The organism is Micromonospora sp. NPDC023956 (assembly GCF_040639195.1).
GTDB lineage: Bacteria > Actinomycetota > Actinomycetes > Mycobacteriales > Micromonosporaceae > Micromonospora.
Window position 1 is genome coordinate 210,501 of the sequence record NZ_JBEZZN010000004.1, and the last position, 22,462, is coordinate 232,962.

Annotated in this window: 22 protein-coding genes; 11 read left to right on the top strand and 11 right to left on the bottom strand. The window is 73.4% G+C overall.

The window, feature by feature from the left end; genetic code table 11:
- The first annotated feature begins 47 nt into the window (after nucleotides 1–47).
- From AB0F58_RS10580 to AB0F58_RS10590, 3 genes are read left to right on the top strand one after another with little or no spacing between them, the layout of a single operon-like run.
- The gene (locus AB0F58_RS10580; RefSeq protein ID WP_357140980.1) at nucleotides 48–428 is read left to right on the top strand and encodes a YciI family protein; all 381 of its coding nucleotides are present in this window, start codon (nucleotides 48–50) and stop codon (nucleotides 426–428) included.
- A complete protein-coding gene (locus tag AB0F58_RS10585) occupies nucleotides 425–820 on the top strand; it encodes a YciI family protein (protein WP_357140983.1) in 396 nt (131 codons plus the stop codon). Before AB0F58_RS10580 ends, AB0F58_RS10585 begins: the two co-directional genes overlap by 4 nt.
- Entirely contained in the window at nucleotides 817–2,061 is a 1,245-nt protein-coding gene (locus AB0F58_RS10590; RefSeq protein ID WP_357140985.1) for a DUF6596 domain-containing protein, read from the top strand. The genes AB0F58_RS10585 and AB0F58_RS10590 overlap by 4 nt, the downstream gene beginning before the upstream one ends.
- Before the next feature lie 124 nt (nucleotides 2,062–2,185).
- On the opposite strand, the gene AB0F58_RS10595 is transcribed toward AB0F58_RS10590, so the two are convergent.
- The 6 genes from AB0F58_RS10595 to AB0F58_RS10620 all read right to left on the bottom strand — a co-directional run bounded on the left by AB0F58_RS10595 (nucleotide 2,186) and on the right by AB0F58_RS10620 (nucleotide 6,755).
- Nucleotides 2,186–3,301 (bottom strand): MerR family transcriptional regulator, encoded by a 1,116-nt coding sequence (locus tag AB0F58_RS10595; RefSeq protein ID WP_357140988.1) that lies wholly within the window; start codon nucleotides 3,299–3,301, stop codon nucleotides 2,186–2,188.
- Nucleotides 3,302–3,520: 219 nt separating this feature from the next.
- On the bottom strand, nucleotides 3,521–4,006 hold the full coding sequence (locus tag AB0F58_RS10600; RefSeq protein WP_357141805.1) for an NUDIX domain-containing protein: 486 nt from the start codon (nucleotides 4,004–4,006) through the stop codon (nucleotides 3,521–3,523).
- A 230-nt stretch (nucleotides 4,007–4,236) separates the two neighbouring features.
- Nucleotides 4,237–4,734: an OsmC family protein gene (locus tag AB0F58_RS10605; RefSeq protein ID WP_357140991.1), complete on the bottom strand. Its 498-nt coding sequence runs from the start codon at nucleotides 4,732–4,734 to the stop codon at nucleotides 4,237–4,239.
- Nucleotides 4,731–5,678, bottom strand: a complete 948-nt coding sequence (locus AB0F58_RS10610; protein WP_357140995.1) for a TauD/TfdA family dioxygenase — start codon at nucleotides 5,676–5,678, stop codon at nucleotides 4,731–4,733. The genes AB0F58_RS10605 and AB0F58_RS10610 overlap by 4 nt, the downstream gene beginning before the upstream one ends.
- 229 nt (nucleotides 5,679–5,907) lie before the next feature.
- Nucleotides 5,908–6,387, bottom strand: a complete 480-nt coding sequence (locus tag AB0F58_RS10615) for a roadblock/LC7 domain-containing protein (RefSeq protein WP_357140998.1) — start codon at nucleotides 6,385–6,387, stop codon at nucleotides 5,908–5,910.
- A complete protein-coding gene (locus AB0F58_RS10620; protein WP_357141001.1) occupies nucleotides 6,384–6,755 on the bottom strand; it encodes a hypothetical protein in 372 nt (123 codons plus the stop codon). Before AB0F58_RS10620 ends, AB0F58_RS10615 begins: the two co-directional genes overlap by 4 nt.
- Before the next feature lie 380 nt (nucleotides 6,756–7,135).
- Here AB0F58_RS10620 and AB0F58_RS10625 point away from each other — a divergent pair, with 380 nt between their 5' ends.
- The 4 genes from AB0F58_RS10625 (at nucleotide 7,136) to npdG (ending at nucleotide 10,663) form a co-directional block, all read left to right on the top strand.
- Nucleotides 7,136–7,336 carry a hypothetical protein gene (locus AB0F58_RS10625; protein ID WP_357141004.1) on the top strand — a complete coding sequence of 67 codons (201 nt, stop codon included), beginning with the start codon at nucleotides 7,136–7,138 and terminating at the stop codon, nucleotides 7,334–7,336.
- 82 nt (nucleotides 7,337–7,418) lie between these two features.
- Entirely contained in the window at nucleotides 7,419–8,318 is a 900-nt protein-coding gene (locus AB0F58_RS10630; RefSeq protein ID WP_357141007.1) for a hypothetical protein, read from the top strand.
- A gap of 92 nt (nucleotides 8,319–8,410) precedes the next feature.
- The gene (locus tag AB0F58_RS10635) at nucleotides 8,411–9,835 is read left to right on the top strand and encodes an RNB domain-containing ribonuclease (protein WP_357141009.1); all 1,425 of its coding nucleotides are present in this window, start codon (nucleotides 8,411–8,413) and stop codon (nucleotides 9,833–9,835) included.
- Between the two features lie 129 nt (nucleotides 9,836–9,964).
- Nucleotides 9,965–10,663 (top strand): NADPH-dependent F420 reductase, encoded by a 699-nt coding sequence (npdG, locus tag AB0F58_RS10640; RefSeq protein WP_357141012.1) that lies wholly within the window; start codon nucleotides 9,965–9,967, stop codon nucleotides 10,661–10,663.
- Here the strand turns inward: npdG and AB0F58_RS10645 are convergent.
- The 3 genes from AB0F58_RS10645 to AB0F58_RS10655 form a co-directional block, all read right to left on the bottom strand.
- On the bottom strand, nucleotides 10,650–11,177 hold the full coding sequence (locus AB0F58_RS10645) for a hypothetical protein (protein ID WP_357141015.1): 528 nt from the start codon (nucleotides 11,175–11,177) through the stop codon (nucleotides 10,650–10,652). The genes npdG and AB0F58_RS10645 overlap by 14 nt on opposite strands.
- Nucleotides 11,178–11,560: 383 nt before the next feature.
- Nucleotides 11,561–12,442 carry a 3-methyl-2-oxobutanoate hydroxymethyltransferase gene (gene panB / locus AB0F58_RS10650; RefSeq protein ID WP_357141017.1) on the bottom strand — a complete coding sequence of 294 codons (882 nt, stop codon included), beginning with the start codon at nucleotides 12,440–12,442 and terminating at the stop codon, nucleotides 11,561–11,563.
- Nucleotides 12,443–12,586: 144 nt separating this feature from the next.
- On the bottom strand, nucleotides 12,587–14,350 hold the full coding sequence (locus AB0F58_RS10655; RefSeq protein WP_357141021.1) for an NAD+ synthase: 1,764 nt from the start codon (nucleotides 14,348–14,350) through the stop codon (nucleotides 12,587–12,589).
- A 231-nt stretch (nucleotides 14,351–14,581) separates the two neighbouring features.
- Between AB0F58_RS10655 and glnA the strand changes: the two genes are divergently transcribed.
- The 3 genes from glnA to AB0F58_RS10670 all read left to right on the top strand — a co-directional run bounded on the left by glnA (nucleotide 14,582) and on the right by AB0F58_RS10670 (nucleotide 19,899).
- Nucleotides 14,582–15,931, top strand: a complete 1,350-nt coding sequence (gene glnA, locus AB0F58_RS10660; protein ID WP_357141024.1) for a type I glutamate--ammonia ligase — start codon at nucleotides 14,582–14,584, stop codon at nucleotides 15,929–15,931.
- 79 nt (nucleotides 15,932–16,010) lie between these two features.
- Entirely contained in the window at nucleotides 16,011–16,436 is a 426-nt protein-coding gene (locus AB0F58_RS10665; RefSeq protein ID WP_357141027.1) for a DUF350 domain-containing protein, read from the top strand.
- 142 nt (nucleotides 16,437–16,578) lie between these two features.
- Complete coding sequence (locus AB0F58_RS10670) at nucleotides 16,579–19,899, top strand: hypothetical protein (RefSeq protein ID WP_357141030.1); 3,321 nt, start codon at nucleotides 16,579–16,581, stop codon at nucleotides 19,897–19,899.
- A 119-nt stretch (nucleotides 19,900–20,018) separates the two neighbouring features.
- Here the strand turns inward: AB0F58_RS10670 and AB0F58_RS10675 are convergent, their stop codons facing one another.
- Together AB0F58_RS10675 and AB0F58_RS10680 are read right to left on the bottom strand one after the other, a co-directional pair.
- Nucleotides 20,019–20,459, bottom strand: a complete 441-nt coding sequence (locus AB0F58_RS10675) for a hypothetical protein (protein WP_357141033.1) — start codon at nucleotides 20,457–20,459, stop codon at nucleotides 20,019–20,021.
- A gap of 197 nt (nucleotides 20,460–20,656) precedes the next feature.
- Nucleotides 20,657–21,532: an LD-carboxypeptidase gene (locus AB0F58_RS10680; protein WP_357141807.1), complete on the bottom strand. Its 876-nt coding sequence runs from the start codon at nucleotides 21,530–21,532 to the stop codon at nucleotides 20,657–20,659.
- Between the two features lie 161 nt (nucleotides 21,533–21,693).
- Between AB0F58_RS10680 and AB0F58_RS10685 the strand changes: the two genes are divergently transcribed.
- Complete coding sequence (locus tag AB0F58_RS10685) at nucleotides 21,694–22,461, top strand: type 1 glutamine amidotransferase (RefSeq protein WP_357141035.1); 768 nt, start codon at nucleotides 21,694–21,696, stop codon at nucleotides 22,459–22,461.
- Nucleotide 22,462: the final 1 nt, after the last annotated feature.

The following is a 22,462-nucleotide window of genomic DNA, read 5'->3' on the forward strand; positions in this document are numbered from 1 at the left end:
AGGAGGAACCGGGCAGGGCCTTCGTCCGGGCCCGAGAGGAGACGACCATGACGGAATACCTGATCAGCTTCAACGACGAGTGGGTGCGCCCCCACACGGCGGAGGAGATTCGCGAGAAGGGCACCGCCGCCCGAGCCGTGGTCGCGGAGATGCAGGCCGAGGGGGTTCTGATCTTCTCCAACGGCGGGCTCGACCGGTCCACCGCGGTGTGCAGTGTCGAGTTGGTCGACGGCAGGCCCGTCTTCACCGACGGCCCGTACGTCGAGACCAAGGAGCACCTCGGCGGCTTCGCCGTCGTGGACGTGCCCGACGACGCGGCGGCGCGTTACTGGGCCGGCAGGCTCGCGACCGTGCTCGACTGGCCGCAGGAAATCCACCGGTTCCGAGGTCCCGGAGAGCCTCGGCGTAACGGCTCCGGGGAGAGGTGAGCGCGGTGCCCAGGTACCTGTTGTCCGTCTACGGGCCGGCCGAGCACACCGAGTTCGGCACCTACCCCTCCCGGGAGGCCATGCTCCAGGCGTTCGCCGACACCGGCGCCTTCAACGAGAGGCTCCAGCGGGACGGTCACCTCGTCTTCGCCGACGGCCTGGAACCCGCGACGACCGCCACCACCGTCGACGGGCAGGGCGAGAGGCCGGCCTTCACCGACGGGCCCTACCTGGAGACGAAGGAGCACCTCGGCGGCTTCTGGATCATCGAGGCGGCCGACCTCGACGTGGCCCTGGCGCTTGCCGCCGAGGGGTCGAGAGCGTGCCGAGGCACGGTCGAGGTGCGTCCCTTCCGAACCGGCCGATCCGTCCGAGCGCTGCTGGAGCCGTGACCGGTCCCACCGTCGAGCAGGCGATCACCCGTGCCCACCACGAGGAGTGGGCGCGGGTGGTCGCCAGTCTCGCGCGCCGTTTCGGCGACCTCGACGTCGCCGAGGAAGCGGCGGCCGAGGCGTTCGCAGCGGCTGCGGAGCGGTGGCCGCGCGAGGGCGTACCGCCCAATCCCGGCGGTTGGCTCGCCACCACCGCGACCCGCAAGGCGATCGACCGGCTCCGTCGCGAGGCGCAGCGCGACGCCAAGCACCAGGCGGCCCGGATCGTGTACGACGACACCCCTCCCGAGCCGACCGGCCCGGTCGAGGACGACCGGCTCAGACTGGTCTTCACCTGCTGCCATCCTGCGCTCGCCCTGGAGGCCCGGGTGGCGCTCACCCTGCGCCTGCTCGGCGGCCTCACCGTCGCCGAGATCGCCCGCGCCTTCCTGGTGCAGGAGACCACGATGGCGCGCCGGATCACCCGCGCCAAGGCAAAGATCAAGGCGGCCCACATCCCCTACCGGGTGCCCTCGGCCGACGACATCCGTGAGCGGCTCGCCGGCGTGCTCGTGGTCGTCTACCTCGTCTTCAACGAGGGCTATCTCGCCAGCGAGGGGGACGACCCGGTGCGCGTCGACCTCACCGACGAGGCGATCCGCCTCGGCCGCCTGCTCCGCACTCTCCTCCCGGACGACGGGGAGGTAACCGGCCTGCTCGCCCTGATGCTCCTCACCGACGCCCGGCGGCGGGCGCGCGTGTCCCGTACCGGGGAGCTGGTGACCCTCGACGAGCAGGACCGCGGCGTATGGGACCGCGCCCTCGTCGCCGAGGGCAACGCCCTGGTTCGCGAGCGGATCGAGGCGGTGGCGGCCGGCGGTGATCCTCCCGGGCGCTACCAGCTCCAGGCCGCGATCAACGCGGTGCACACGGCTGCCCCGTCCGCCCGGGACACCGACTGGTCCGCGATCGTCGCCCTCTACGACCGCATGGTGCTGCTCGACCCCTCGCCGATCGTGTGGCTCAACCGGGCGGTCGCGGTCGCCGAGGTCGACGGCCCCGGGGCCGGGCTCGCCGAGATCGACCGGCTCGCCGGGGTCCTCGACGGCTACCACGCCTTCCACGCCGCGCGCGCCGACCTGCTGCGGCGACTCGGGCGCGGCGGCGGGTCGCGGGCGGCGTACGACCGGGCCATCGAGCTTGCCGGCAACCCCGCGGAGCGGGCCTACCTCACCCGCCGCCGCGACCAGCTCGCCGGCTGACCGGCACTCTCCGCCAGGTGGGAGACGGAACCCGGCGTCAGGCCGGCGGCGTCGGGTCATGCGGCGTGACCTGCGGATCGCGGCACGCGCGTGCCGCGGACCTGCGCGTCGCTCGCACGGTGGTTCAGGCTACGAGCAGCCGGAGGCCGAGTTCTGCGGTGTCGAGGGCGAGCAGGTCGCGGTTGCGTTCGGCCCACCGGCCCGAGGAGAGGTCTTCGCGGAGTGCGCTGACTGCCCGTTGCTCAGCCTGCGGTCCGACTCTGGTCCACACCGAGACCGCCCGGCGGACATGTTCTTCCAGGTATGCCTCGGGCCGGCGCCAGTGTGCCTCGAAGAAGCCGTCAGCGCAGTCCCAGGGGACGAGCACCGGCTCCGCGCGTCCTCCGATCGCGCGGGTCAGGTCGGCCAGGGACGGCCAGCCGACGAGGAGGTCGGCGAACTCGGGCAGGTAGTCGCGGGTGAGCCAGAACCGCTGACGCCAGCCGGTGTCGGCGGCGTCGTACGTGAACACCACCACGCGGCGGGCCACCCGCCGCATCTCCCGCAGCCCGGCGACCGGGTCCGGCCAGTGATGGACGGTGCTGACCGCCATCGCGGCGTCGAAGGACTGGTCCTCGAACGGCAGACTCTCCGCAGCGGCGGCCACGCACGGGGCCGCGCCCACGGGACGCTGCGCCCGCATGACCGCCGACGGTTCCACCGCCGTGACATCACGGTCGGGTGGTTCGTAGGAGCCGGTGCCAGCGCCGACGTTCAACACCGTCCGTGCGTCCCCCAGCGCGTCCCAGATGCGCGCGGCGATCCGCGGTTCGGTGCGCCGCGTCGCCGGGTAGGCAGATCCGATGGCGTCGTACAACTGCGGGCCGAACACTCTCAGTTGCTCCTCGGGCGTCGTGCTGATCCCCATTGCTCGTGCCTCCAGCTCCCGGTCTATGGCGGTCACCATGGCAGCAGCGCGGTCGCGCTGTTCCCGCAACAGGCCGCGCAGCCGGTACAGGTGCGCGACGGCGTCGGTGGCCGGGTCGTCGACCAGATCCGCGATCTCCCGCAGTCCGAAGCCGAGCCGCCGGTAGGCGAGCACCTTCCGGAGTCGTTCCACATCGTCCGCGGAGTAGGCCCGGTGCCCAGCCGCGGTCCGCGTGGACGGCTCCAGGAGGCCGATCTCGTCATAGTGATGCAGCGTGCGGACGCTGACGCCGGCCAACTCCGCCACGCGCCCCACGGTCAGGTGCTCCTCCACGCCACCGACTATGTGGCATGACGCCGCGTGAGGAGCAAGCGCTGCACTGCTGACCTGATCGAGTCAGCGGCAGCGGACCCGGCGGCATCGGCGTCAGCGGCAGCGGTCATCGCGAGCCGGCAACCGGGCGACCGCTCCTCCCGGTCTTCGGGGCTGACGTCCCTCCGGGGCAACTCGGTGGGGGAAGGTGCGGGACCTCGGTGTGGGGCGGGCGAGGCTTCACGGGCCCAGGTGCACTGGCCTGGGCGGGATGCCATGGGTGACCAGTGCCGTCAGTGACGCGGCGAGGGCGCGTGGCCCGAACAGGTCGGGCCCCCGGTAGGCGACGATGTGGGCGAGCGGCCACCACCGAATCTCGCTGATGTTCTCGGCGGCGAGCTCGTCGTCGGACATGGTGCCTCGGGGGACGAACGCGGCGGTGCGGACGAGGAAGTAGTCGTTGACCACGCCGTCGTAGCCCGGCAGGTGTCCGGGTGCGACGAACTCCTGGTGCCACACGTGTGGTGGGTCGGTGTCGATGGCGAGCCCTACTTCCTCCCGCAACTCGCGCCGAAGAGCCGCGAGCGGGGTTTCGCCGCGCTCGATGCCCCCACCGGGTGTCGCCCAGACGACCCGGTCGGGCGGATCGGGAACGACGTGTCGACAGAGCAGGACGCGGTGGTCTTCGGTGAGGATGATCGCGCGGACCGAGTGCCGCAGTTTCAGTGATGACACGTCGGCATTCTCGGTGATGTACCCGCAAGAGACACGGGGCTTTGTTCCCATCGAGGGCTGCGCGGCTTGCCCCACCGTGCGGCGGGTGCACCGGTTCGCCGCGCCGTTCGCTGTGGCCTTCCTGGTTGGGGCCGGCATCATGCTGCTCTCCGGACCGCGCCTCGGGCTCCTGGTCGGCACCGCGCCGGCCCGTGCCCGGTGCGGTCGGCCGGCGGGCGGGTTCAGGCGCGTCCGGGCGGTTCCGCCTCCTGGCCGTCGACTGTGACGGTCGGTTCGTGGGTGACCGGGAAGTTGACCGAGCTGGCGATGAAACAGCCCGCGTGCGCGTCGTGGTGCAGGGCTGTCGCCTTCTCCACCATCGCCGCCGAGGCGACCCGGACGACGGGACGCAGCACCGCCGACGTGAACTGGCCGCCGTTGCCCGCCAGCGCCATGGTGCCGTGCGCCCGGTCGACGTATCCGGTGACGACCACCCCGTGCCGGGAACAGAGTGCCAGGTACGACAGCATGTGGCACTGGGCGAGCGCGGCGAGCAGCAGTTGCTCCGGGTTCCACCGGGCCGGGTCGCCCCGGAAGGTCGGGTCGGCGCTGCCGGCGATGGGTGCCGGCCCCTCGGCGGTCACGTCGTGGTCGCGGCCGTAGTCCCGGTATCCGCTGGTGCCGGTGCCCCGGTTGCCGGTCCAGCTGACCACCGTCTCGTACTCGTGCAGCCTGGTCATGTGGTGGTCCTTTCGCCTCGGTCGGTGCGTAGCCAGAGCCGGATCAGGTCGCGGCGCAGCGCCGGGTCGGGGTCGTCCTCGTACGCGGTGCGACTGTGCAGCACCACCCGGTTGTCGAGAAACTGCATGTCACCGGGGCGCAGGTCCATGGTGAGCACGAAGCGGGGGGAGTTGGTGAGCTGGTCGAGCACCGTCATCGCCTCGACCTGCGCCGGGCTCAGCGGCGGTACGTGCGGGCTCCGCTGGGCCGACCGGATGTAGTCCGGACCGTAGTGGGAGCGCAGCCCACCCGCGTCGTCGCGGGTGTAGACCGGCTGCTGGTAGAAGCTCTCCGGGCCGTCGCCGGTACGGCGGTCGTACCACCACGGCCGGTAGAGCACCTCCGCCAGGTCCGGTCGGGTACGCACGATCTCGTTGTGCACCGCCACCGCGCTGACGATGGTGCTGAGTCCACCCGAACGCGCCGGCCGGACGCAGAGCAGCGCCACGACGTCGGTCGGGTCGGCGTGGAACCCCAGCCGTTGGCGGTGCTGGTGGCTGCGGGTCGTCGACCGGGCCGGGTCGGCGCCCTCGTCGCGGACGTGCACCAGCGGCACCCGCTGCGACAGCTGCGGCACGATGTCGCCGACATGGCAGGCGAGCCCGGCCGCCAGGATCTCGCACCGACGGTCGGCGAGACCGGCGACCGGTACCCCGCGCAGCAGCCCGACGCCGCTCCCGCTGGTCACATCGGCGGCGAGCCGGGTGAGCAGGGGGCCGAGCGTGGGCAGCGGAAAGACGTCGGGCCTCAGCTCCGCCAGTGGTGTTCCCGCCCGCTGCACCGCGTCGGCCGCGGCCAGCAGCTCGGCGCGGTGGACGTCGGTGAGGATCCGGTGCCAACCGTCGTCGTGGGCCATCCGCTCGCCCTGCCAGTCCGCCGGATGGCACGCCCCGGTCACCGTCATCGCGTCCACCTCCCCGATCCCGCCCGGGGCGACCGGGCGTCGATCCCATCATGGGGCGGCGCCGGCCCGCCCGGGGGTCCGGTCTGCCCAGGGCGTAACGGACGGCCATGGGCCCCACCGGCGTCCCGGGCTGGCGGTGGTGGGTTCCCGTGACGCCGGTGGGGTGCGGGGTCGGATGGCGCAGGCGGGCCGGACCGGATCAGCCCGGATCGGATCAGCCGGGACCGGATCAGCCCGGACCGGCGAGTAGATCGGCGAGGCGCTCGGCTACCGAGGGGGCGTGCAGGTGCAGCCGGGCCACGTTGACCGCGTCCTCGCCGACCACGGCGAGCAGCGCCTGACTGCTGACCGCGTAGACGCTGAGGTAGCCATTGGCGTTACGGACGGTCGACTGCCGGAACGGCCCCTGCCGGAGGCTGAGACCGATCTGCCGGCCCAGACCGAAGGTGCTGGCGGCGAGGGCGGCCAGGTCGTCGGGGCGCGCATCGTCGGGCATGGTGTGGGTGATGAGCAGTCCGTCGACCCCACCCAGGACGCAACCGGTCACGCCCGGGATCTGGAGCCGGAGCTCGGCCAGCTCGGTGTTGATCGTCGCGTACGGCAGGGAGCGGTTCCCGGCCAGTGACGGAGGGTACTCCGGCGGTGGTGGAGTTTCGGCCGGCCGGACCCGTCGGGGAAGGGCTGTCTCGCCCGGGACGGTGGTGCTCACAACTCCAGGTTCTCCTCGATGGTGCGCAGCTGGTGCCGGGCGAGGGCCAGGTTGGCGCGGCTCTTGCTCAGCATCAGGTAGAGGAAGAGACCCTTGCCGTGGCGGCCGGTCAACGGCCGGATCACGTGGTACTGCGAGCCGAGCGTGATGAGGATGTCCTCGATCTCGTCGTTGAGCTTGAGCATCTCGATCGTGCGGATCTTGGCACGGACCACGTCGGTGTTGCCGGCGGCGGCGACGGTCAGGTCCAGTTCGGCGCTGCCCCCCGCGACGCCGAGCGTCATGCCGCTGGTGTAGTCCACCAGGGCGACACCGATGGCGCCCTCGATCTGCATCGCGTTCTTCAGGGCGACGTCAAGGTTCGCCACGGACTTTCCCCCAGTCAGCGAGATGGCGCCGCTGCCGCCGGGAACGGTGCCAGGGACGGGTGACCCGGTCGGCGCGACACCTTGTGGAACGTTGCAGAGAGGCTCGCACATCGCCCAGGTCAGCGCACCTCGGCAGCGGTCCAACCATTCGACCAGACCGCCGGGAGCACACCACTGAACCGCGAGAACGTGCCGTCCGGGGGATAGCTCCGGTTCGCGGTATCTGTTAGGGGACGGGCGGTGTGACCCCGTCCGGGGCACCGAACCGGCGTTCTCTGCCGTTTCGGCCCGCGCGGCGGCGAGCACTTCTACCGTGGAGGACATCGGCGGCTACGCATGATCCGGTGGCGGCCGGTGGAGTCCGGGTGCACAGTGATGCCATGAATGACAGCGGACGCGCAAGCTACTACTGGTGCCTGCGGCACCACCGGGTCGAGACCGACGCCGACAAGTGTCCGGCCAAGTTCGTGCTCGGCCCGTATCCTTCGGCCGCCGATGCCGAGAACGCCCTGGACAGGGTGCAGGAGCGGAACGAGGCGTGGGAGGCCGAAGACGCCCGCTGGGCCGGGGAGAACAGCTGAACGACGTGGGGTACCCCGCGTCGAGGATCTCCGGGCTCCGGACGGAGCACGGCGAGCGCACGTCCCCGAGGAGGGAGACGAGATGGCCGACGCAGGCAAGTCCACCACCCGTCCGGCCACCGCCCGTACCACCGCGAAGAAGACCGCCGCGGCGGAGCGGAACACCGGTGCCAGCAGCACGACCCCGGTCCGGAAGTCCACCGCGACCGCCCGGCGCGGCACGGCGGGCGAGGTGACCGCGTCCCGTGCCACCACCGCCCGGCGGACCGGTCCGGTCGCTCGGCAGGAGATCGCCGGTGCCGGCAGGACCCGTGCGGGCGGCACCGGTCCGGAGCGGGCCCGCGAGGCCACCGCCGGCACGAGGTCCGCCGGGTCGAGCGCCGGTACGACGGCGCGGAAGGCCGCGACCGCGCCCGTGGGTACGGCGCGGAAGGCCGCCACCGCCCCTGCCGGTACGGCGCGGAAGGCCGCGACCGCGTCGGCGGGTACGGCGCGGAAGGCCGCGTCCGCGTCCGCGGGTACGGCGGGTAGGGCCGCGACCGCGCCTGCGGGTAGGACGCGGAAGACTGCCACCACGGGTACCGGTGCGGTGGGTAAGGCCGCGACCGCGACTGCCGGCGCGGTGCGGAAGGCTGCCGCCACGGGTACTGCGGAGGCGGCTCCGGTCGCCGCGAGGGCGACGGCGGCGGCGAAGCGAACCGTGACCAGCCTGGCGAAGAAGACCGGTGCGGTGAAGGGCACCACCGCTGCGGCGACGAAGGCCCCGGCCGCCGCCGCGAACACGACGGCCACCCGGGCCGCCGCCGCGAAGACGACGGCGGCGACGCGGAAGACCGGCTCGGCCGCCCGGAGGACCGGTACGGCCGCCCGGAAGGCGACGACGGCGGCCCGTCCGGCGGTCCGGAAGGCGACCACCGCGACCCAGGCCCCGGTCCGGGCCGCCCCGGCCCGCGCCCGCCGGGCCACCGGTTCGGCCGGCTGACCCGCGCACCGGCGCCGGGCGTCGGCGTACGCCCACCGGGCCCGGCGGCGCCTTCCGAGCGGAACGGCCGGCGCGCTGCCAGGATGGGTGCCGTGGTCATCCGACGCGTACTGGCACCCCGCATCGACTTCGGCGCGCTCCGGCGGGAACTGAGCCTTCCCGACCACTTCCCGCCCGAGGCGCAGCGGGAGGCGGACGAGGCGGCAGGGCGTCCTCTCCCGGCATTCACCGACCGGACCGACGTCCCGCTGGTCACCCTCGACCCGGCCACCTCCCGGGATCTGGACCAGGCGATGTGCCTGACCCGGCGACCGGGCGGCGGCTACCGGGTGCACTACGCCATCGCCGACGTGGCCAGCCACGTCCGCCCCGGTGGGGCGCTGGAGGCGGAGACCTGGCAGCGCGGGCAGACCGTCTACCTGCCCGACGGCAACGTGCCGCTGCACCCGGAGACGCTCAGCGAGGGCGCGGCGAGCCTGCTGCCCGACCTCGACCGGGTGGCGGTGCTCTGGACCATCGACCTGGACTCCGACGCGGCAACCGTCGGCGTGCACCTGGAACGGGCCCGGGTCCGCAGCCGCGCCAAGCTCGACTACCGGGGTGTGCAGGCCGACGCCGACGCCGGTCGGCTGGCCGAACCGATCGCCCTCCTGCCGGAACTGGGTGCCCTGCTGACCGCGCGGGGCCTGCGGCGCGGGGCGGTCAACCTGCCCCTGCCCGAGCAGGACGTGGAACCCGACGGTGACGGCTGGCGGCTGGTGTTGCGCGGGCCGGTGCCGATGGAGGACCACAACGCGCAGATCTCGCTGCTGACCGGGATGGCCGCCGCCGACCTGATGCTCGCCGGCCGGGTCGGACTGCTGCGGACGATGCCCGCCGCGAATCCGGATGCGGTGGCCCGGCTACGCGCCGCCGCCGCGCCGCTCGGGGTGGACTGGCCGGAGGGCATGGCGGTCGGCGACGTCATCGCCGGGCTCGACCCGACCCGGCCCCGGGCGGCGGCCTTCGTCGACCAGGCCGCCGAGCTGATGCGCGGGGCCGCGTACACGGCCTTCGACGGCACGGTGCCGGCGGAGCCGGGGCACGGCGGGGTGGCCGCCGCGTACGCCCACGTCACCGCGCCGCTGCGGCGGCTCGCCGACCGGTACGCCACCGAGGTCTGCCTCGCCCTGTACGAGGACCGGCCGGTGCCGGAGTGGGCGCGGGCGGCGCTGCCGCGACTTCCCGAGACGATGGCGACCACCGACCGGACCGCCGGGGCCGCCACCCGGGGCGCCATCGAACTGGCCGAGGCGGTGCTGCTCGCCGATCGGGTGGGGGAGATGTTCGAGGCGGCGGTGCTGGACGTGGACGCCCCCGTCACCCGTCCTGGCCGCCAGCCCGGCGGAACGGTGGCGCTGGACTCGCCGCCGGTGCGGGCCCGGTGCACCGGTGAACTGCCGCTGGGGGAGCGGATCACCGTCCGGCTGGTCACCGCCGATCCGACCACCCGCCGGGTGGCCTTCGCCCGCGCCTGACCGGGCCGTCCGACCGGACGGGTGCAGGGCGGGGTCCGGCCGGTCGCCCCGTCCCCGCCAGCCGGCTGCGGACTTTCTCACCTTCGATGGCTCTGCCGCCTGGGCGGAGCCGTTTGCGAGGATGAGCCCATGGCATACGACGCGAGCGCGCTGCCCGACGTGTCCGGGCTGACCGTGGGCATCATCGGCGGCACCGGTGACCAGGGACGGGGGCTCGCCTACCGGTTCGCCCGAGCCGGGCAGACCGTGCTCATCGGCTCCCGGTCCGCCGAGCGGGCGGAGGAGGCCGCGCGGGAGATCGCGTCGTTGCCCGGGGTGGCCGCCGACGCCACCGTCAGCGGGGCCGGCAACGAGGAGGTGGCCCGGCGCAGCGACGTGGTGATCGTGGCGGTGCCGTGGGACGGGCACGCCGCCACCGTCGCCGCCCTGGCCGGACCGCTCGCCGGCAAGATCGTCGTCGACTGCGTGAATCCGCTCGGTTTCGACAAGCAGGGGCCGTACGCGCTGACCGTCGAGGAGGGCAGCGCCGTCCAGCAGGCTGCCGCGCTGCTGCCCGAGTCCCGGGTGTGCGCCGCGTTCAACCACGTCAGCGCGCCGCTGCTGGCCGACCCGGAGGTCGAGCGGATCCCGCTGGACGTACTCGTCTGCACGGAGGACCGGGACGCCGCCGCGGTGGTCGCCGCGCTGGCCGCCCGGATCCCCGGCATGCGGGGCATCTACGCCGGTCGGTTGCGCAACGCGCACCAGATCGAGGCGTTCACCGCCAACCTGATCGCCATCAACAAGCGGTACAAGGCGCACGCCGGTATCCGGGTCACCGACCTGTGAGCCGGTGACGCCGGTACCCCGACGGCAGGGGACCGACGGAGACACCGTTCTCGTCGAGCGCGTTGAAGACGACCAGCACCGTGTCGCCGAAGTCGACGCCGAGCGCCACCGTCCCGTTGGCCAGGTCGCCCCGGTCGCCGTGCCACTCGAGCAGCTCGACGCCGGTCACCGGCTGGCCGACCAGGTCGGCCAGCCCGGGTAGCGGCTCCGGACGCCAGGCGATCGGGGCGTCGTCCAGGCCGAGCCACCGGACGTCGCACGCCGGGTCGACGGTGTTCCAGGAGATCGCGACCTCGTCGAACTTCCAGTGGTTGACCTCGACCTGCTCGCCGGCGAAGTCCAGCAGCACCGGGCAGTCCGCCCACCAGGAGTCGTCGGTCAGGTCCCAGGCCAGCCAGGCCCGGGTCAGCGTACGGCCGGTCAACCCGGCCAGCCGTGATCCGTGCGCGGCCGTGACGGCCGTCCGCCCGGTCAGCCACCGTGCCCGGTACCCCGGGATCCCGAAGTCGTCCACCCGCCGATTGTGACCGTCGACCGCGCCCCGCCGCCCCCGCGCCCGTCGCCGGCGCCCCCGGTGCCCGATGCCCTCCGACCCGGTGCCCGTCGCCCGCGCCCCCCGTGCCCGTCGCCCTCCGCCCCCGTGCCCGGCAGTCGGCGGTCGTCGGGTGGTGGTCGGGCGCGATGATCCACTCAGGTTCGGCGACATGGGGGCGTCATCGGGGCGGGAGGGGCCCGTTTCGCCGAAACGGAGTCGATCATGGCTGGCGTGACCGGTACGACGTCGGGCGGTGGCGGTAGGCGACGGGCGGTAGGCGGTGGGCGGTGGGCGCCGGGGTCGGGCCGGGGGCTCGGCGCTCCCGGCCCGACGGCTTACCTCAGCCGGCCCGACGGCTTACCTCAGAACGTGTGCTCGGTGCTCGGGAACTCCCCGGCGCGGACCTCGTGGGCGAAGCGGCGGGTCGCGTCGGTCAGCACGCCGGCCAGGTCCGCGTAGCGCTTGACGAAGCGGGGTGCCTTCCCGGTACGGAGGCCGGCCATGTCCTGCCAGACCAGCACCTGCGCGTCGGTGTCCGGGCCGGCGCCGATGCCGACGGTCGGGACGGTCAGCGCACCGGTCACCCGCTTGGCGACCTCGCCGGGCACCATCTCGAGCACCACGGCGAAGGCACCCGCCTCGGCCACCGCCCGCGCGTCGGCCAGCACCTCCTCGGCGGCCTCACCGCGCCCCTGCACCCGGTACCCGCCGATGGTGTGCTCCCGCTGCGGGGTGAAGCCGACATGTGCCATCACCGGGATGCCCGCCCCGGTGATCGCCTCGATCTGCGGGGCGCAGCGCCGGCCGCCCTCCAGTTTCACCGCGTGGCAGCCGCCCTCCTTCATGAACCGCACCGCCGTGCGCAGCGCCTGCGTCGGCCCCTCCTCGTACGAGCCGAAGGGCAGGTCGGCCACGACCAGGGTGTGCCGGGTGGCCCGGACCACCGCCCGGACCAGCGACAGCAGCTCGTCGACGGTCACCGGCAGCGTGGTCTCGTGGCCGAACACGTTGTTCGCGGCCGAGTCGCCGACCAGCAGTACCGGGATGCCCGCCTGGTCGAAGATCCCGGCGGTGTACTGGTCGTACGCGGTCAGCATCGGCCACCGCTCGCCGCGCTCCTTGGCGGCGAGCAGGTCCCGGGTGCGTACCCGCCGGGTCGCCGGGCCACCGTAGAGCGCCGTCACCTCGGCCGGCGCGTCCACTGACGCTCCGGTGGGCACGGCACCGCTCACTACATCGGACATGTCCGCTCCTCTCGCCTCGAGGCCGCCCTCGCGGTCCCCGGGCCACCCGCATCGTCGCACCGCCCGAGGGCGGCCCGGCAGGGCGCAGTGGAGGAATTCACAGCCCGCGGGAGGCCGGTCCGGACCGGCCCCCCACGGCGAGGGTCAGCTCCGTTCCCGCCACCGGTTGGTGATCGGCAGCCGCCGATCCCGGCCGAACGCCTTGATGGAGATCTTCGTGCCCGGGGCGGACTGCCGGCGCTTGTACTCGGCGGTATCCACCATCCGCAGCACCCGGTCCACCACCGCCGGGTCGTGGCCCGCCTCGACCAGCCCGTCCCGGCCCAGGTCCCCGTCGACGTAGCCGATCAGGATCGGGTCGAGCACCGCGTAGTCGGGCAGGGTGTCGCTGTCGAGCTGACCGGGGCTCAGCTCGGCGCTCGGCGGCTTGCCGATCGAGTTCTCCGGGATCGGCGGCGTCTCGTTCCGGCTGGCCGCGTCGGCGTTGCGCCACGTCGCCAGCCGCCAGATCAGTGTCTTCCAGACGTCCTTGACCGGGTTGTAGCCGCCCACGGAGTCGCCGTAGAGGGTGGAGTAGCCGACCGCCAGCTCGCTCTTGTTGCCGGTGGTCAGGACCAGGTGCCCCTCCTGGTTCGACAGCGCCATGAGGATCACCCCGCGTACCCGGGCCTGGAGGTTCTCCACGCTCACCCCGGACAGCGACAGGTTCGCCAGGAAGGTGTCCACCATCGGCTGGATCGGCTCGACGCGGTAGTCCAGGCCGGTCCGCTTGGCCAGGTCGGCCGCGTCCTCCCGGGAATGGTCGGAGGAGTGCTGGCTGGGCAGGGAGACGCCGACCACCCGCTGCGGGCCGAGCGCGTCGACCGCGATCGCCGCCACCACCGCCGAGTCGATGCCGCCGGAGAGGCCGAGCACCACCGAGGGGAACCGGTTCTTGTCGACGTAGTCGCGCAGCCCCAGCACCAGGGCCTGCCACACCTCGGCCTCGTCGGCGACCGGCTCGATGACGCCGCCGGCGGCCGGCGGCCCGGCCGGGGCGACCCCGGAGTCGCTGATCCGGGTGCGGCTGATCCGCATCCCGTCGGCCAGCTCCCCGGACTCCGGCGCGTCGGACTCCGCCCCCGCCGGCAGGTCGAGGTCGTGCACCATCAGGTGCTCGACGAACTGGGGGGCGCGGGCGAGCAGCGTGCCGTCGGCGGCCACCACCATCGAGTCGCCCTCGAAGACCAGCTCGTCCTGGCCGCCGACCATGTTGACGTACGCGATGGCCGCCCCGGCCTCGGCGGCGCGCCGGCCGACCAGCGGCAGCCGGACGTCGTCCTTGTTCAGCTCGTACGGCGAACCGTTGATGGTGACCACCAGCCCCACCCCGGCCTGCCGGGCCACCGCGAACGGCCCACCGGCCTGCCAGAGGTCCTCGCAGATGGTCAGCGCCACGTCCACGCCGTCGACCCGCACCACGGTCAGGGTGTCCCCGGGCACGAAGTAGCGGTCCTCGTCGAAGACGCCGTAGTTGGGCAGGTGGTGCTTGAAGTAGGTGGCCACCACGGTGCCGCCGTGCAGCACCGCGGCGGCGTTGCGCGCTCCCCGGCCCGGCTCGGCGTCCGCGCTGACCTGCGGCGGGCCGTCGGCGTCCAGGTAGCCGACCACGACCGGCAGGTCGCCGAGGCCGTCGGCCGCCAGGTCGGCGGCGAGGGAGTGCAGCGCGGTCCGGGACGCGGCCACGAACGAGCGACGGAAGACCAGGTCCTCGACGGGGTAGCCGGTCAGCACCATCTCCGGGAAGGCGACGAGCCGGGCACCGGCGTCCGCCGCCCGCCGGGTCCACCGGCGGACCAGCTCGGCGTTGCCGGCCAGATCACCGACCGTCGGGTTGACCTGGGCGAGAGCGATGCGCAGGGTGGGCATGTCCTCATCTTGCCCCAGCCGGTCCGGGCCGGCGCGGCGGGCAGCCCCGGTGAAACGGGTGGGGGTCGGGCCCGGCGGGATCCGATCCGGGCGGCGCGCAGCGCGGTGGGACACCGGGGGCGCCCCGCCCGCTGGTCGCGTAACGTCGGCGTAACGAGGCCGGTGGAGACTGGTCGGTCAGGCCGTCCCGGGGTGTTCCGACGACGGGCGAGCGACGTGCGAGGGGTGGAAGTGGACCGTCAGCAGGAGTTCGTCCTCCGTACGCTGGAGGAGCGGGACATCCGTTTCGTCCGGTTGTGGTTCACCGACGTGCTCGGCACGCTCAAGAGCGTCTCCGTCGCACCCGCCGAGCTGGAGGCCGCCTTCGAGGAGGGCATCGGCTTCGACGGCTCGGCGATCGAGGGCTTCGCCCGGGTCTTCGAGTCCGACATGGTGGCCATGCCCGATCCGACCACCTTCCAGGTCTTCCCGTTCGAGGGCGGGGTCAGCGGCGAGAGCGCCCGGATGTTCTGCGACATCCTCCTGCCCGACGGCAGCCCGTCCTGGGCCGACCCGCGGCACGTGCTGCGCCGGGCGCTGTCCCGGGCCGCGGAGAAGGGCTTCACCTTCTACACCCACCCCGAGATCGAGTTCTTCCTGCTGGAGAACGGCGCCCAGGACGGCTCGGTGCCGGTCCCGGTCGACACCGGTGGCTACTTCGAGCACACCACTCACGCGGTGGCCCGCGACTTCCGGCGGCAGGCGGTGCTCGCGCTGGAGCGCATCGGCATCTCGGTCGAGTTCAGCCATCACGAGGTGGCCCCCGGGCAGCAGGAGATCGACCTGCGCTACGCCGACGCGCTGACCACCGCCGACAACATCATGACCTTCCGGCACGTGGTCAAGGAGGTGGCGCTCTCCACCGGGGTGCAGGCCAGCTTCATGCCGAAGCCCTTCACCGACCAGCCCGGCAGCGGCATGCACACCCACCTGTCGCTGTTCGAGGGGGAGCGCAACGTCTTCCACGACGCCGAAGACCCGATGAAGCTCTCCAAGGTGGCGAAGTCCTTCATCGCGGGCCTGCTCACCCACGCCCGGGAGTACACCGCGGTGACCAACCAGTGGGTCAACTCGTACAAGCGACTCTTCCCGCTGGCGCTGCCGGACCGGATCACCGAGAGCCCGGCGTACGTCTGCTGGGGTCACCTGAACCGCTCCGCGCTGGTCCGCGTCCCCGCGTACGGCAAGCCGAACTCGGCCCGGGTCGAGGTCCGCTCGCCGGACTCGGCGACCAACCCGTACCTCGCCTTCGCGGTGATGCTCGGTGCCGGGCTCAAGGGCATCGAGGAGGGCTACGAGCTGCCGGCGGGGGCCGAGGACGACGTCTGGTCGCTGTCCAGCGCCGAGCGCCGGGCGATGGGCTACGAGTCGCTCCCGGAGAACCTGGCCGAGGCGATCGACGTGATGTCCGGCTCGGAACTGGTCGCCGAGGTGCTCGGCGAGCACGTCTTCGACTTCTTCCTCCGCAACAAGCGCGCCGAGTGGGAGCAGTACCGCCGCGAGGTCACCCCCTACGAGCGGCAACGCTACCTCTCCCTCTGACCCGCTTGCGGCCTGCCGCTATCGTCTCGACCACACTGCCGGCGTCCCCTGGCCGGCACACCCTGCGGGAGGCAGTTCGGTGCTGGAGGACCTGTTCACCGGAGCGATGCAGAGCATCGTGTTCGGAATCGTCGGTGTCGTGCTGATGGCGGCCGGCTTCGGCCTGGTCGACGTGCTCACCCCCGGCAAGCTCCGGGATCTGATCTGGGTCCGGCGCAACGCCAACGCCGCGTTGCTGCTCGCCGCGAACCAGCTCGGCATCGCCGCGATCGTGTTCACCGCGATCTTCACCAGCTACGACGACTTCGGCCGGGGGCTCGCCTCGACGGCGGTCTTCGGGCTGGTCGGCCTGGCCATCATGGCGCTGGCGTTCTTCGTGCTCGACCTGCTCACCCCGGGCAAGCTGGGCGAGATCATCTGCGCCGACGAGCCGCACCCGGCGGGCAAGGTCAGCGCGGCCACCCACTTCGGCGCCGCGTTGATCGTCTGCGCCTGCATCGCCTGACCAGGCGCTGTCGTACCGACAGATCCCCGACAGGTCGGCTCCATCGTTCCGGCCTCCCCGACAGACCTGGACCGTTACCGTCGCGTGTGGACGGTAACGGTCCAGGATCGTGTCCAGGGGTCGTCAGGAAAGGGGCGCGGTGGTGGCGGAGGTAGTGGGGTACGCCGACGCGGTACGCCTGCTCGGCGGGGAGCGGAGCCGGTTCGTCGAGACCTTCGACCGGCTGGCGGGCTGGGCGTTGCTCGTCGGCGCAGGCCCGGTGCCCGCCCTGCTGGGCCTGTTCGACGCCAAGGCCGAGTTCGTCCGGCTCGGCCAGGGACTGCTGCGCCAGCTCTCCGAGCAGCGCTCCGGCCTGTCCCGGTACGGCCGCACCCAGCGGCTGGAGGCGGCGCACGCGGTCATCGCGGTGACCGCCTTCTTCGCGGTGCTGGACGAGGCCGACCTGCCGTTCGCCCTCGCCGACCTGGAGATCGACAAGCCCGAGCAGCTCGCCCTGGCCGGCGGCGGGGCCGCGCCGCTCCGGACGGTCGTCGCGCAGATGTTCACCCTGGCCGACCGGACGCCCGGCGCCCACCTGCCCTATGCCCGGCTCCGCGAGGCACTGCACGACCACTACCGGGAACTCGGGTCACGCCTGGCCGAGCACGTGACCGGGCTCGCCGCCTGGGAACGGCTGCCCGCCGTCCACCGGGAGACGTTCCGGGGCCTGGTGGACCGGCTGCCGGACGCGGCGGTGGACCGGCACCGGGACCTGCTCACCGCCCTGGCGACGGATTTCCCCGAGGTGGCGTACTGGTCCGGGCTGCACGAGCACCAGGCCACCCGGGACGAGATCCGGCAGTTGACCGCCGGGCTCGGGGAGCTGCACCGGGTCCTCGCCGACATCTCCACCGGTGGCGTGCCGGACGCGCGACGGGGTGCCCTGGCGCGGGCGCACGCGGCGAAACTCGACCGGCCGATCGTGGAGTCGGCGGAGGCCCCGGACGGGCTCCGGATGCCTCTGCTCGGCGAGGCGTACGTGCCACCCCGGTGCCGGGTCGCGGTGCTGGAGCCGGGAGCGCGGCCCGGTGACGAGGAATGGTGGGCCGGTCAGGACGTCCGGGACGACCTGGCGGACGTCCTGACCGGTCACCTGACCTCGCCGGTCGCCACCCGGGCGCCGCTGCTGGTGCTCGGCCAGCCGGGTTCCGGCAAGTCCGTGCTGACCCGGGTGCTCGCCGCCCGGCTCCCGCCGGCCGACTTCCTGGCGGTCCGGGTGGCGTTGCGCGAGGTGAGCGTCGAGGGCGACCTCCAGGACCAGATCGAACAGGCGATCCGGTACGACACCGGGGAACGGCTGGAGTGGCCGGCGCTGGTCCGCTCCGCCGGGGACGCGCTGCCGGTGGTGCTCCTCGACGGCTTCGACGAGCTGCTCCAGGCCACCGGCGTGACCCAGACCGACTACCTGCTGCGGGTCGCCCGCTTCCAGCGTCGGGAGGCCGAGCAGGGGCGACCGGTGGCGGTGCTGGTGACCACCCGTACCAGCGTCGCCGACCGGGCCAAGCCGCCGCCGCAGACCGTCGCGCTGCGGCTGGAACCGTTCGACGAGAACCGGGTACGGCGCTGGGTGGACACCTGGAACCGGGTCAACGCCGACCGGTTCGCCCCGCTCGGCGTCCGACCGTTGGAGTCGGAGGCGGTGCTCGCCCACCGGGAACTGGCCGAGCAGCCGTTGCTGCTGTTGATGCTCGCGCTCTACGCCGCTGCCGGCCACGACCTGCGCGCCGCCGGGGAGCTGCGCCGGGGCGAGCTGTACGAGCGGCTGCTGCGCAGCTTCGCCCGGCGCGAGGTGGACAAGCACCGGCCGGGACTCGGCGACCGGGATCGGGACCGGGCCACCGAGGACGAGCTGCGCCGGCTCGCGGTGGTGGCGTTCGGCATGTTCAACCGGGGCGTCCAGTGGGTCACCGAGGACGACCTGGAAGCGGACCTGGCCGCCCTGCCCTTCCTGGCTGCCGGCACGTCGGCGACGCGCGGCGGTGGGGATCTGCGGGCCCCGCTGCGCCCCGCCGAGATCGTGCTCGGGCGGTTCTTCTTCGTGCACCGCTCCCAGGCCACCCGGGACGACCGGCGGGTGGCGACCTACGAGTTCCTGCACGCCACCTTCGGCGAGTACCTGATCGCCCGGACGACCGCCCTGGTCCTGCGCGACCTGACCGCCGTCGCCGCCGCCAGCATCCTGCGACCGGACGTCGACGACGACCCGTTGGCGGCGTTGCTCTCCTTCGCCACGCTCACCGGGCGGGCGCCGATCGTCACCTTCCTCACCGAGCTGCTCCGGTCGTGGGACGCCGACCGCCGCGCGGACGCGACCGACGTGCTGCTCCGGCTCTTCCGGGCCGCGCACGACCCGCGTCCGCCGCGCCGCTTCGACACGTACGTGCCCCGGGCGGCGTCGGTGCCGGCGCGGCACGCCGCGTACAGCGCCAACCTGCTCGTGTTGATCCTCTGCGCGGCCGGCGAGATCCGGGGCCGGGACCTCTACCCCGGGGCTGCGGATCCCCGGCCGCCGTGGCGCGGTCAGGCCCTGCTCTGGCGGTCACAGCTCGACGGGAACGGGCACAGGAGCCTGATCAGCGCTCTCGCTCTCGACCGGCTGGTCGCCGGCAACCAACGTGATGTCCGGCTGCGTCTGGCCGGCCCCGACTGGCAGCCGCCGCCGGTGGATCTCGCCTGGACGTACGGCCTGCGCCCCAGTGGTGCGGCGTACGTGTCCGGAAGCTTCGTCGAGGTGCGGCAGAGGGCGAACGTCGAGTGCTGGAGTGACGGTGACGATCTCCTCCTGCACGCGCTGGAACCGTTGTCGGAGCGTCCTGCGCTCCGGCTCGGGGGACTGATGAGCGGACGACTCGGTTGGCAGTCGGGGCTGCACGCCCTGCTCCGGATGTGGCTCGGGCCGCTGTCCCGAGAGGATCGGACCGACCAGGAGGAACAGTATCGGTCCGTGGTGTGGGCCGCGAAGTCGGACCTCGTGTCCACCCGGGAGTGGAATCACCTGGTGGCCCTGCTGCTCGACCGCCTCACGACGGATTCGGCGGTTCGTCCCCGGGTCGTGACATGGGTGCTCGGCGACCTGGTGGAGGTCGAGCCCTGGGACGTCGTGAGCGGCTGCTCCTTCGTCCGGTGCTGCCTGGCCTTCCTGGGACGTGACCGGGAGGCGGACGTGGTCCTCGCCGACCTGCTCGACCTGCTTCCCGACCGGATGTCGGTCGACATCAACCCGCAGTTCGAGATGCTGCTGGCCGAGGCACACGTCCGGTTGACCGAGCTGGACCGCAGGCGGTACCGGTACGCGGCGTCGCAGGTCGCCCGGATGACGCCGTGGCTCGTCACCACCCGCCCCGATCTGGTCGAACGACTACGACGGCTGGTGGTGCCGGACGACGCCGTGCGCGGGCCGTGGCAGCGGATGCCGGAGCCGTAGCCGGCGGGGTCGTGACCGACCGACGCCGTCGCGGGCCCGACAGCGGGCAACGGCGGGACGCCGCCGTCCGTCCCACCCGAGGGCGCGGAACAGACGGCGGCGTCACCGTGGCGGGTCGGTCACCGACCGGGGCGACCGCCCCAGTGGCCGCCGGGGAACACGTCGGCCTCGACCGCCGCCGTGATCGCGTCGGCCTGCTCCTGGGTGAGCTTGCCGTCCTTGACGGCCTGGGCCAGCCGCTCCTTCATCGCGGCCTGCCGGTCGGCGGCGTCGCCACCGCGCCACCCGTCGCGCCAGCCACCGCGCTCCGGGCGGTCACCCTTGCGCTCCTCCCGCAGCTTCTCCAACGCGGCGGTCACCCTGTCGGCCGGTACGCCCAGCTCCTTGGCGAGCGCGTCGGCGAACGCGTGCTGCCGGTCGGCGCGGTCGGTGCTCTCGCTCGCGGTGGGGCTCGGCGTGGTCGTCTCGCCGTTCCCCGCGAAGGCGACCGTCGGCACGGCGATCCCCAGTCCGAGCGCGCCGGCTGCCATGAACCCGGCGATCCAGTGCTTCCTGGCCATGCTTCCTCCTGCTGCTCGCGGTGACCCGGACTCGACGACGGTGACCGAGATAGCTGGAGGTCACCCATGGTGAGCCTGTCATTCCGCTGGGAATCGCGGGGATGAACCAGGAGGAAATCCGACGTCGAGTCGGAAAAACGACGTCCGGCCGCCGGCCGCGGCACGGCGATCGGGCCGGGCCGTACCGGCGGGCGGCGTCAGCGGACGGCGGGGGAGACGGTCAGGGTGCCGGCTCCGGTGTCGAGGACGGCGGGGGTGCCGACCGGGACGGTGAGCTGGCCGGGACCGTGCCCGATCGGCAGACCGCCGAGCACCGGAACGCCCAGGTCGCCGAGGCGGTCGGTCAGCACGTCGACGACCGTGGTGTCCCAGCCGTCGGCGCAGCCGGTGAACTGGCCGACCGCCACCCCGGCGAGGCCGTCCAGCGCCCCGGACCGGCGGAGCTGGGTGAGCATCCGGTCCACCTTGTAGGGGGGCTCCTGCACGTCCTCGACCAACAGGACCGCCCCGGTCAGGTCCGGCATGTCCGGGGTACCGAGCGAGGCGGCGACCAGGCAGAGGTTCCCGCCGAGCAGCGTCCCGGTGGCCCGTCCCGGTACGCGTACCGGAAAGGTCTCCTCGGCCGGGTCGGCGGTCACGGTGACCGGTTCGGTGGTCGTCAGCGCGGCGTGCAGCGACTCCGCCGAGCGTCTCGGGGTGCGCTCGTCCCGCCAGGCCGCCCCCGGCCCGTGCACACCGGCCAGCCGGGCGCCCCGCCAGAGCGCGAACTGGAGGGCGGTGATGTCGGAGAAGCCGGCCACCACCTTCGGGTCCCGGCGCACGGCGGCCATGTCGATCGCGTCCACCATGCGCTGCGCGCCGTACCCGCCCCGGGTGCAGATGACCCCGCGTATCCCGGGGTCGGCGAACGCGGCGTTCAGGTCGGCGGCCCGCAGCTCGTCGGCCCCGGCCAGGTAGCCGTGCCGGGCGTAGGCGTTCGGCGCGGGCACCGGGCGCAGCCCCCAGCCGGTGAGCAGCTCGACGCCACGGGCCAGCCGCTCCGCCCGGATCGGCCCGGACGGCGACACCAGCATGACCGCGTCCCCCGGGCGCAGGGCGGGCGGACGGACCACGTCGGGGGTACGGCTCACAGCGGCAGAGCCTAGCCCGGCGCCCCGCCGCCCGGCGGTCGGACGTGGCGCACGGCGGCGGAGCCGGTCCGGTGCGGCACCGGCCACCCGATAGCCTCGACGTCGTGGCAACCGCGCTGGTGATCGAGAACGACCCGACCGACGACCCCCGACGCCTGGGGGAGTGGCTGACCGAGGCGGGGCTCACGCTGCGGGTCCTGCGCCCGTACGCCGGTGACGAACTCCCCGCCGACCTCGACGGGTACGTCGCCCTGGTGGTGCTCGGTGGCGAACAGCAGCCGTACCCGAAGCCGGACGGCACACCCGGCGCGCCGTGGTTCCCGGCCCTGGAGGGGCTGCTGCGCAAGGCGGTCCGCCACCGGGTGCCCACCCTCGGGATCTGCCTCGGCGGTCAGCTCCTCGCCACCGCGCACGCCGGCGAGGTGATCCGGAGTCCGTCCGGCCCGGAGGTCGGCCCGTGCGTGGTCGGCAAGCGGGACGCCGCCGACACCGACCCGCTCTTCCGGTACGTGCCGCTGATCCCCGACGTGATCCAGTGGCACGTCGACGAGATCACCGAGCTGCCCCGGGGCGCGACCCTGCTGGCCGCCTCCACCCGCTACCCGCACCAGGCGTTCCGGATGGGGGACCGGGCCTGGGGCTTCCAGTTCCACATCGAGTGCGACACCGCCATGATCGCGGACTGGGCCACGGACTCGACGCTGCTGGCCCGGCTGGGCTACGACCCCGAGGTGGTGGTGGCCGCCTGCGACGCGGTGATGGCGGACCTCGAGGAGGTGTGGCAGCCCTTCGCCGCCCGGTTCGCCGCACTCGCCCTCGGCGAGCTGGACGACGAGCCGCCCCGGCCCACCCTCCCGCTGCTCGGGCACTGAG

Excerpts from the sequence above, each read along its gene's own strand:
- AB0F58_RS10680 (WP_357141807.1), bottom strand. The coding sequence starts at position 21,532 with ATGCTGGTGTCGCCGTCCGGGCCGATCCGGGCGGAGCGGCTGGCCCGT.
- panB (WP_357141017.1), bottom strand. The coding sequence starts at position 12,442 with ATGTCCGATGTAGTGAGCGGTGCCGTGCCCACCGGAGCGTCAGTGGAC.
- AB0F58_RS10605 (WP_357140991.1), bottom strand. The coding sequence starts at position 4,734 with ATGACCAGGCTGCACGAGTACGAGACGGTGGTCAGCTGGACCGGCAAC.
- AB0F58_RS10630 (WP_357141007.1), top strand. The coding sequence starts at position 7,419 with ATGGCCGACGCAGGCAAGTCCACCACCCGTCCGGCCACCGCCCGTACC.
- AB0F58_RS10675 (WP_357141033.1), bottom strand. The coding sequence starts at position 20,459 with ATGGCCAGGAAGCACTGGATCGCCGGGTTCATGGCAGCCGGCGCGCTC.
- npdG (WP_357141012.1), top strand. The coding sequence starts at position 9,965 with ATGGCATACGACGCGAGCGCGCTGCCCGACGTGTCCGGGCTGACCGTG.
- AB0F58_RS10580 (WP_357140980.1), top strand. The coding sequence starts at position 48 with ATGACGGAATACCTGATCAGCTTCAACGACGAGTGGGTGCGCCCCCAC.
- AB0F58_RS10655 (WP_357141021.1), bottom strand. The coding sequence starts at position 14,350 with ATGCCCACCCTGCGCATCGCTCTCGCCCAGGTCAACCCGACGGTCGGT.
- AB0F58_RS10625 (WP_357141004.1), top strand. The coding sequence starts at position 7,136 with ATGAATGACAGCGGACGCGCAAGCTACTACTGGTGCCTGCGGCACCAC.
- AB0F58_RS10610 (WP_357140995.1), bottom strand. The coding sequence starts at position 5,678 with ATGACGGTGACCGGGGCGTGCCATCCGGCGGACTGGCAGGGCGAGCGG.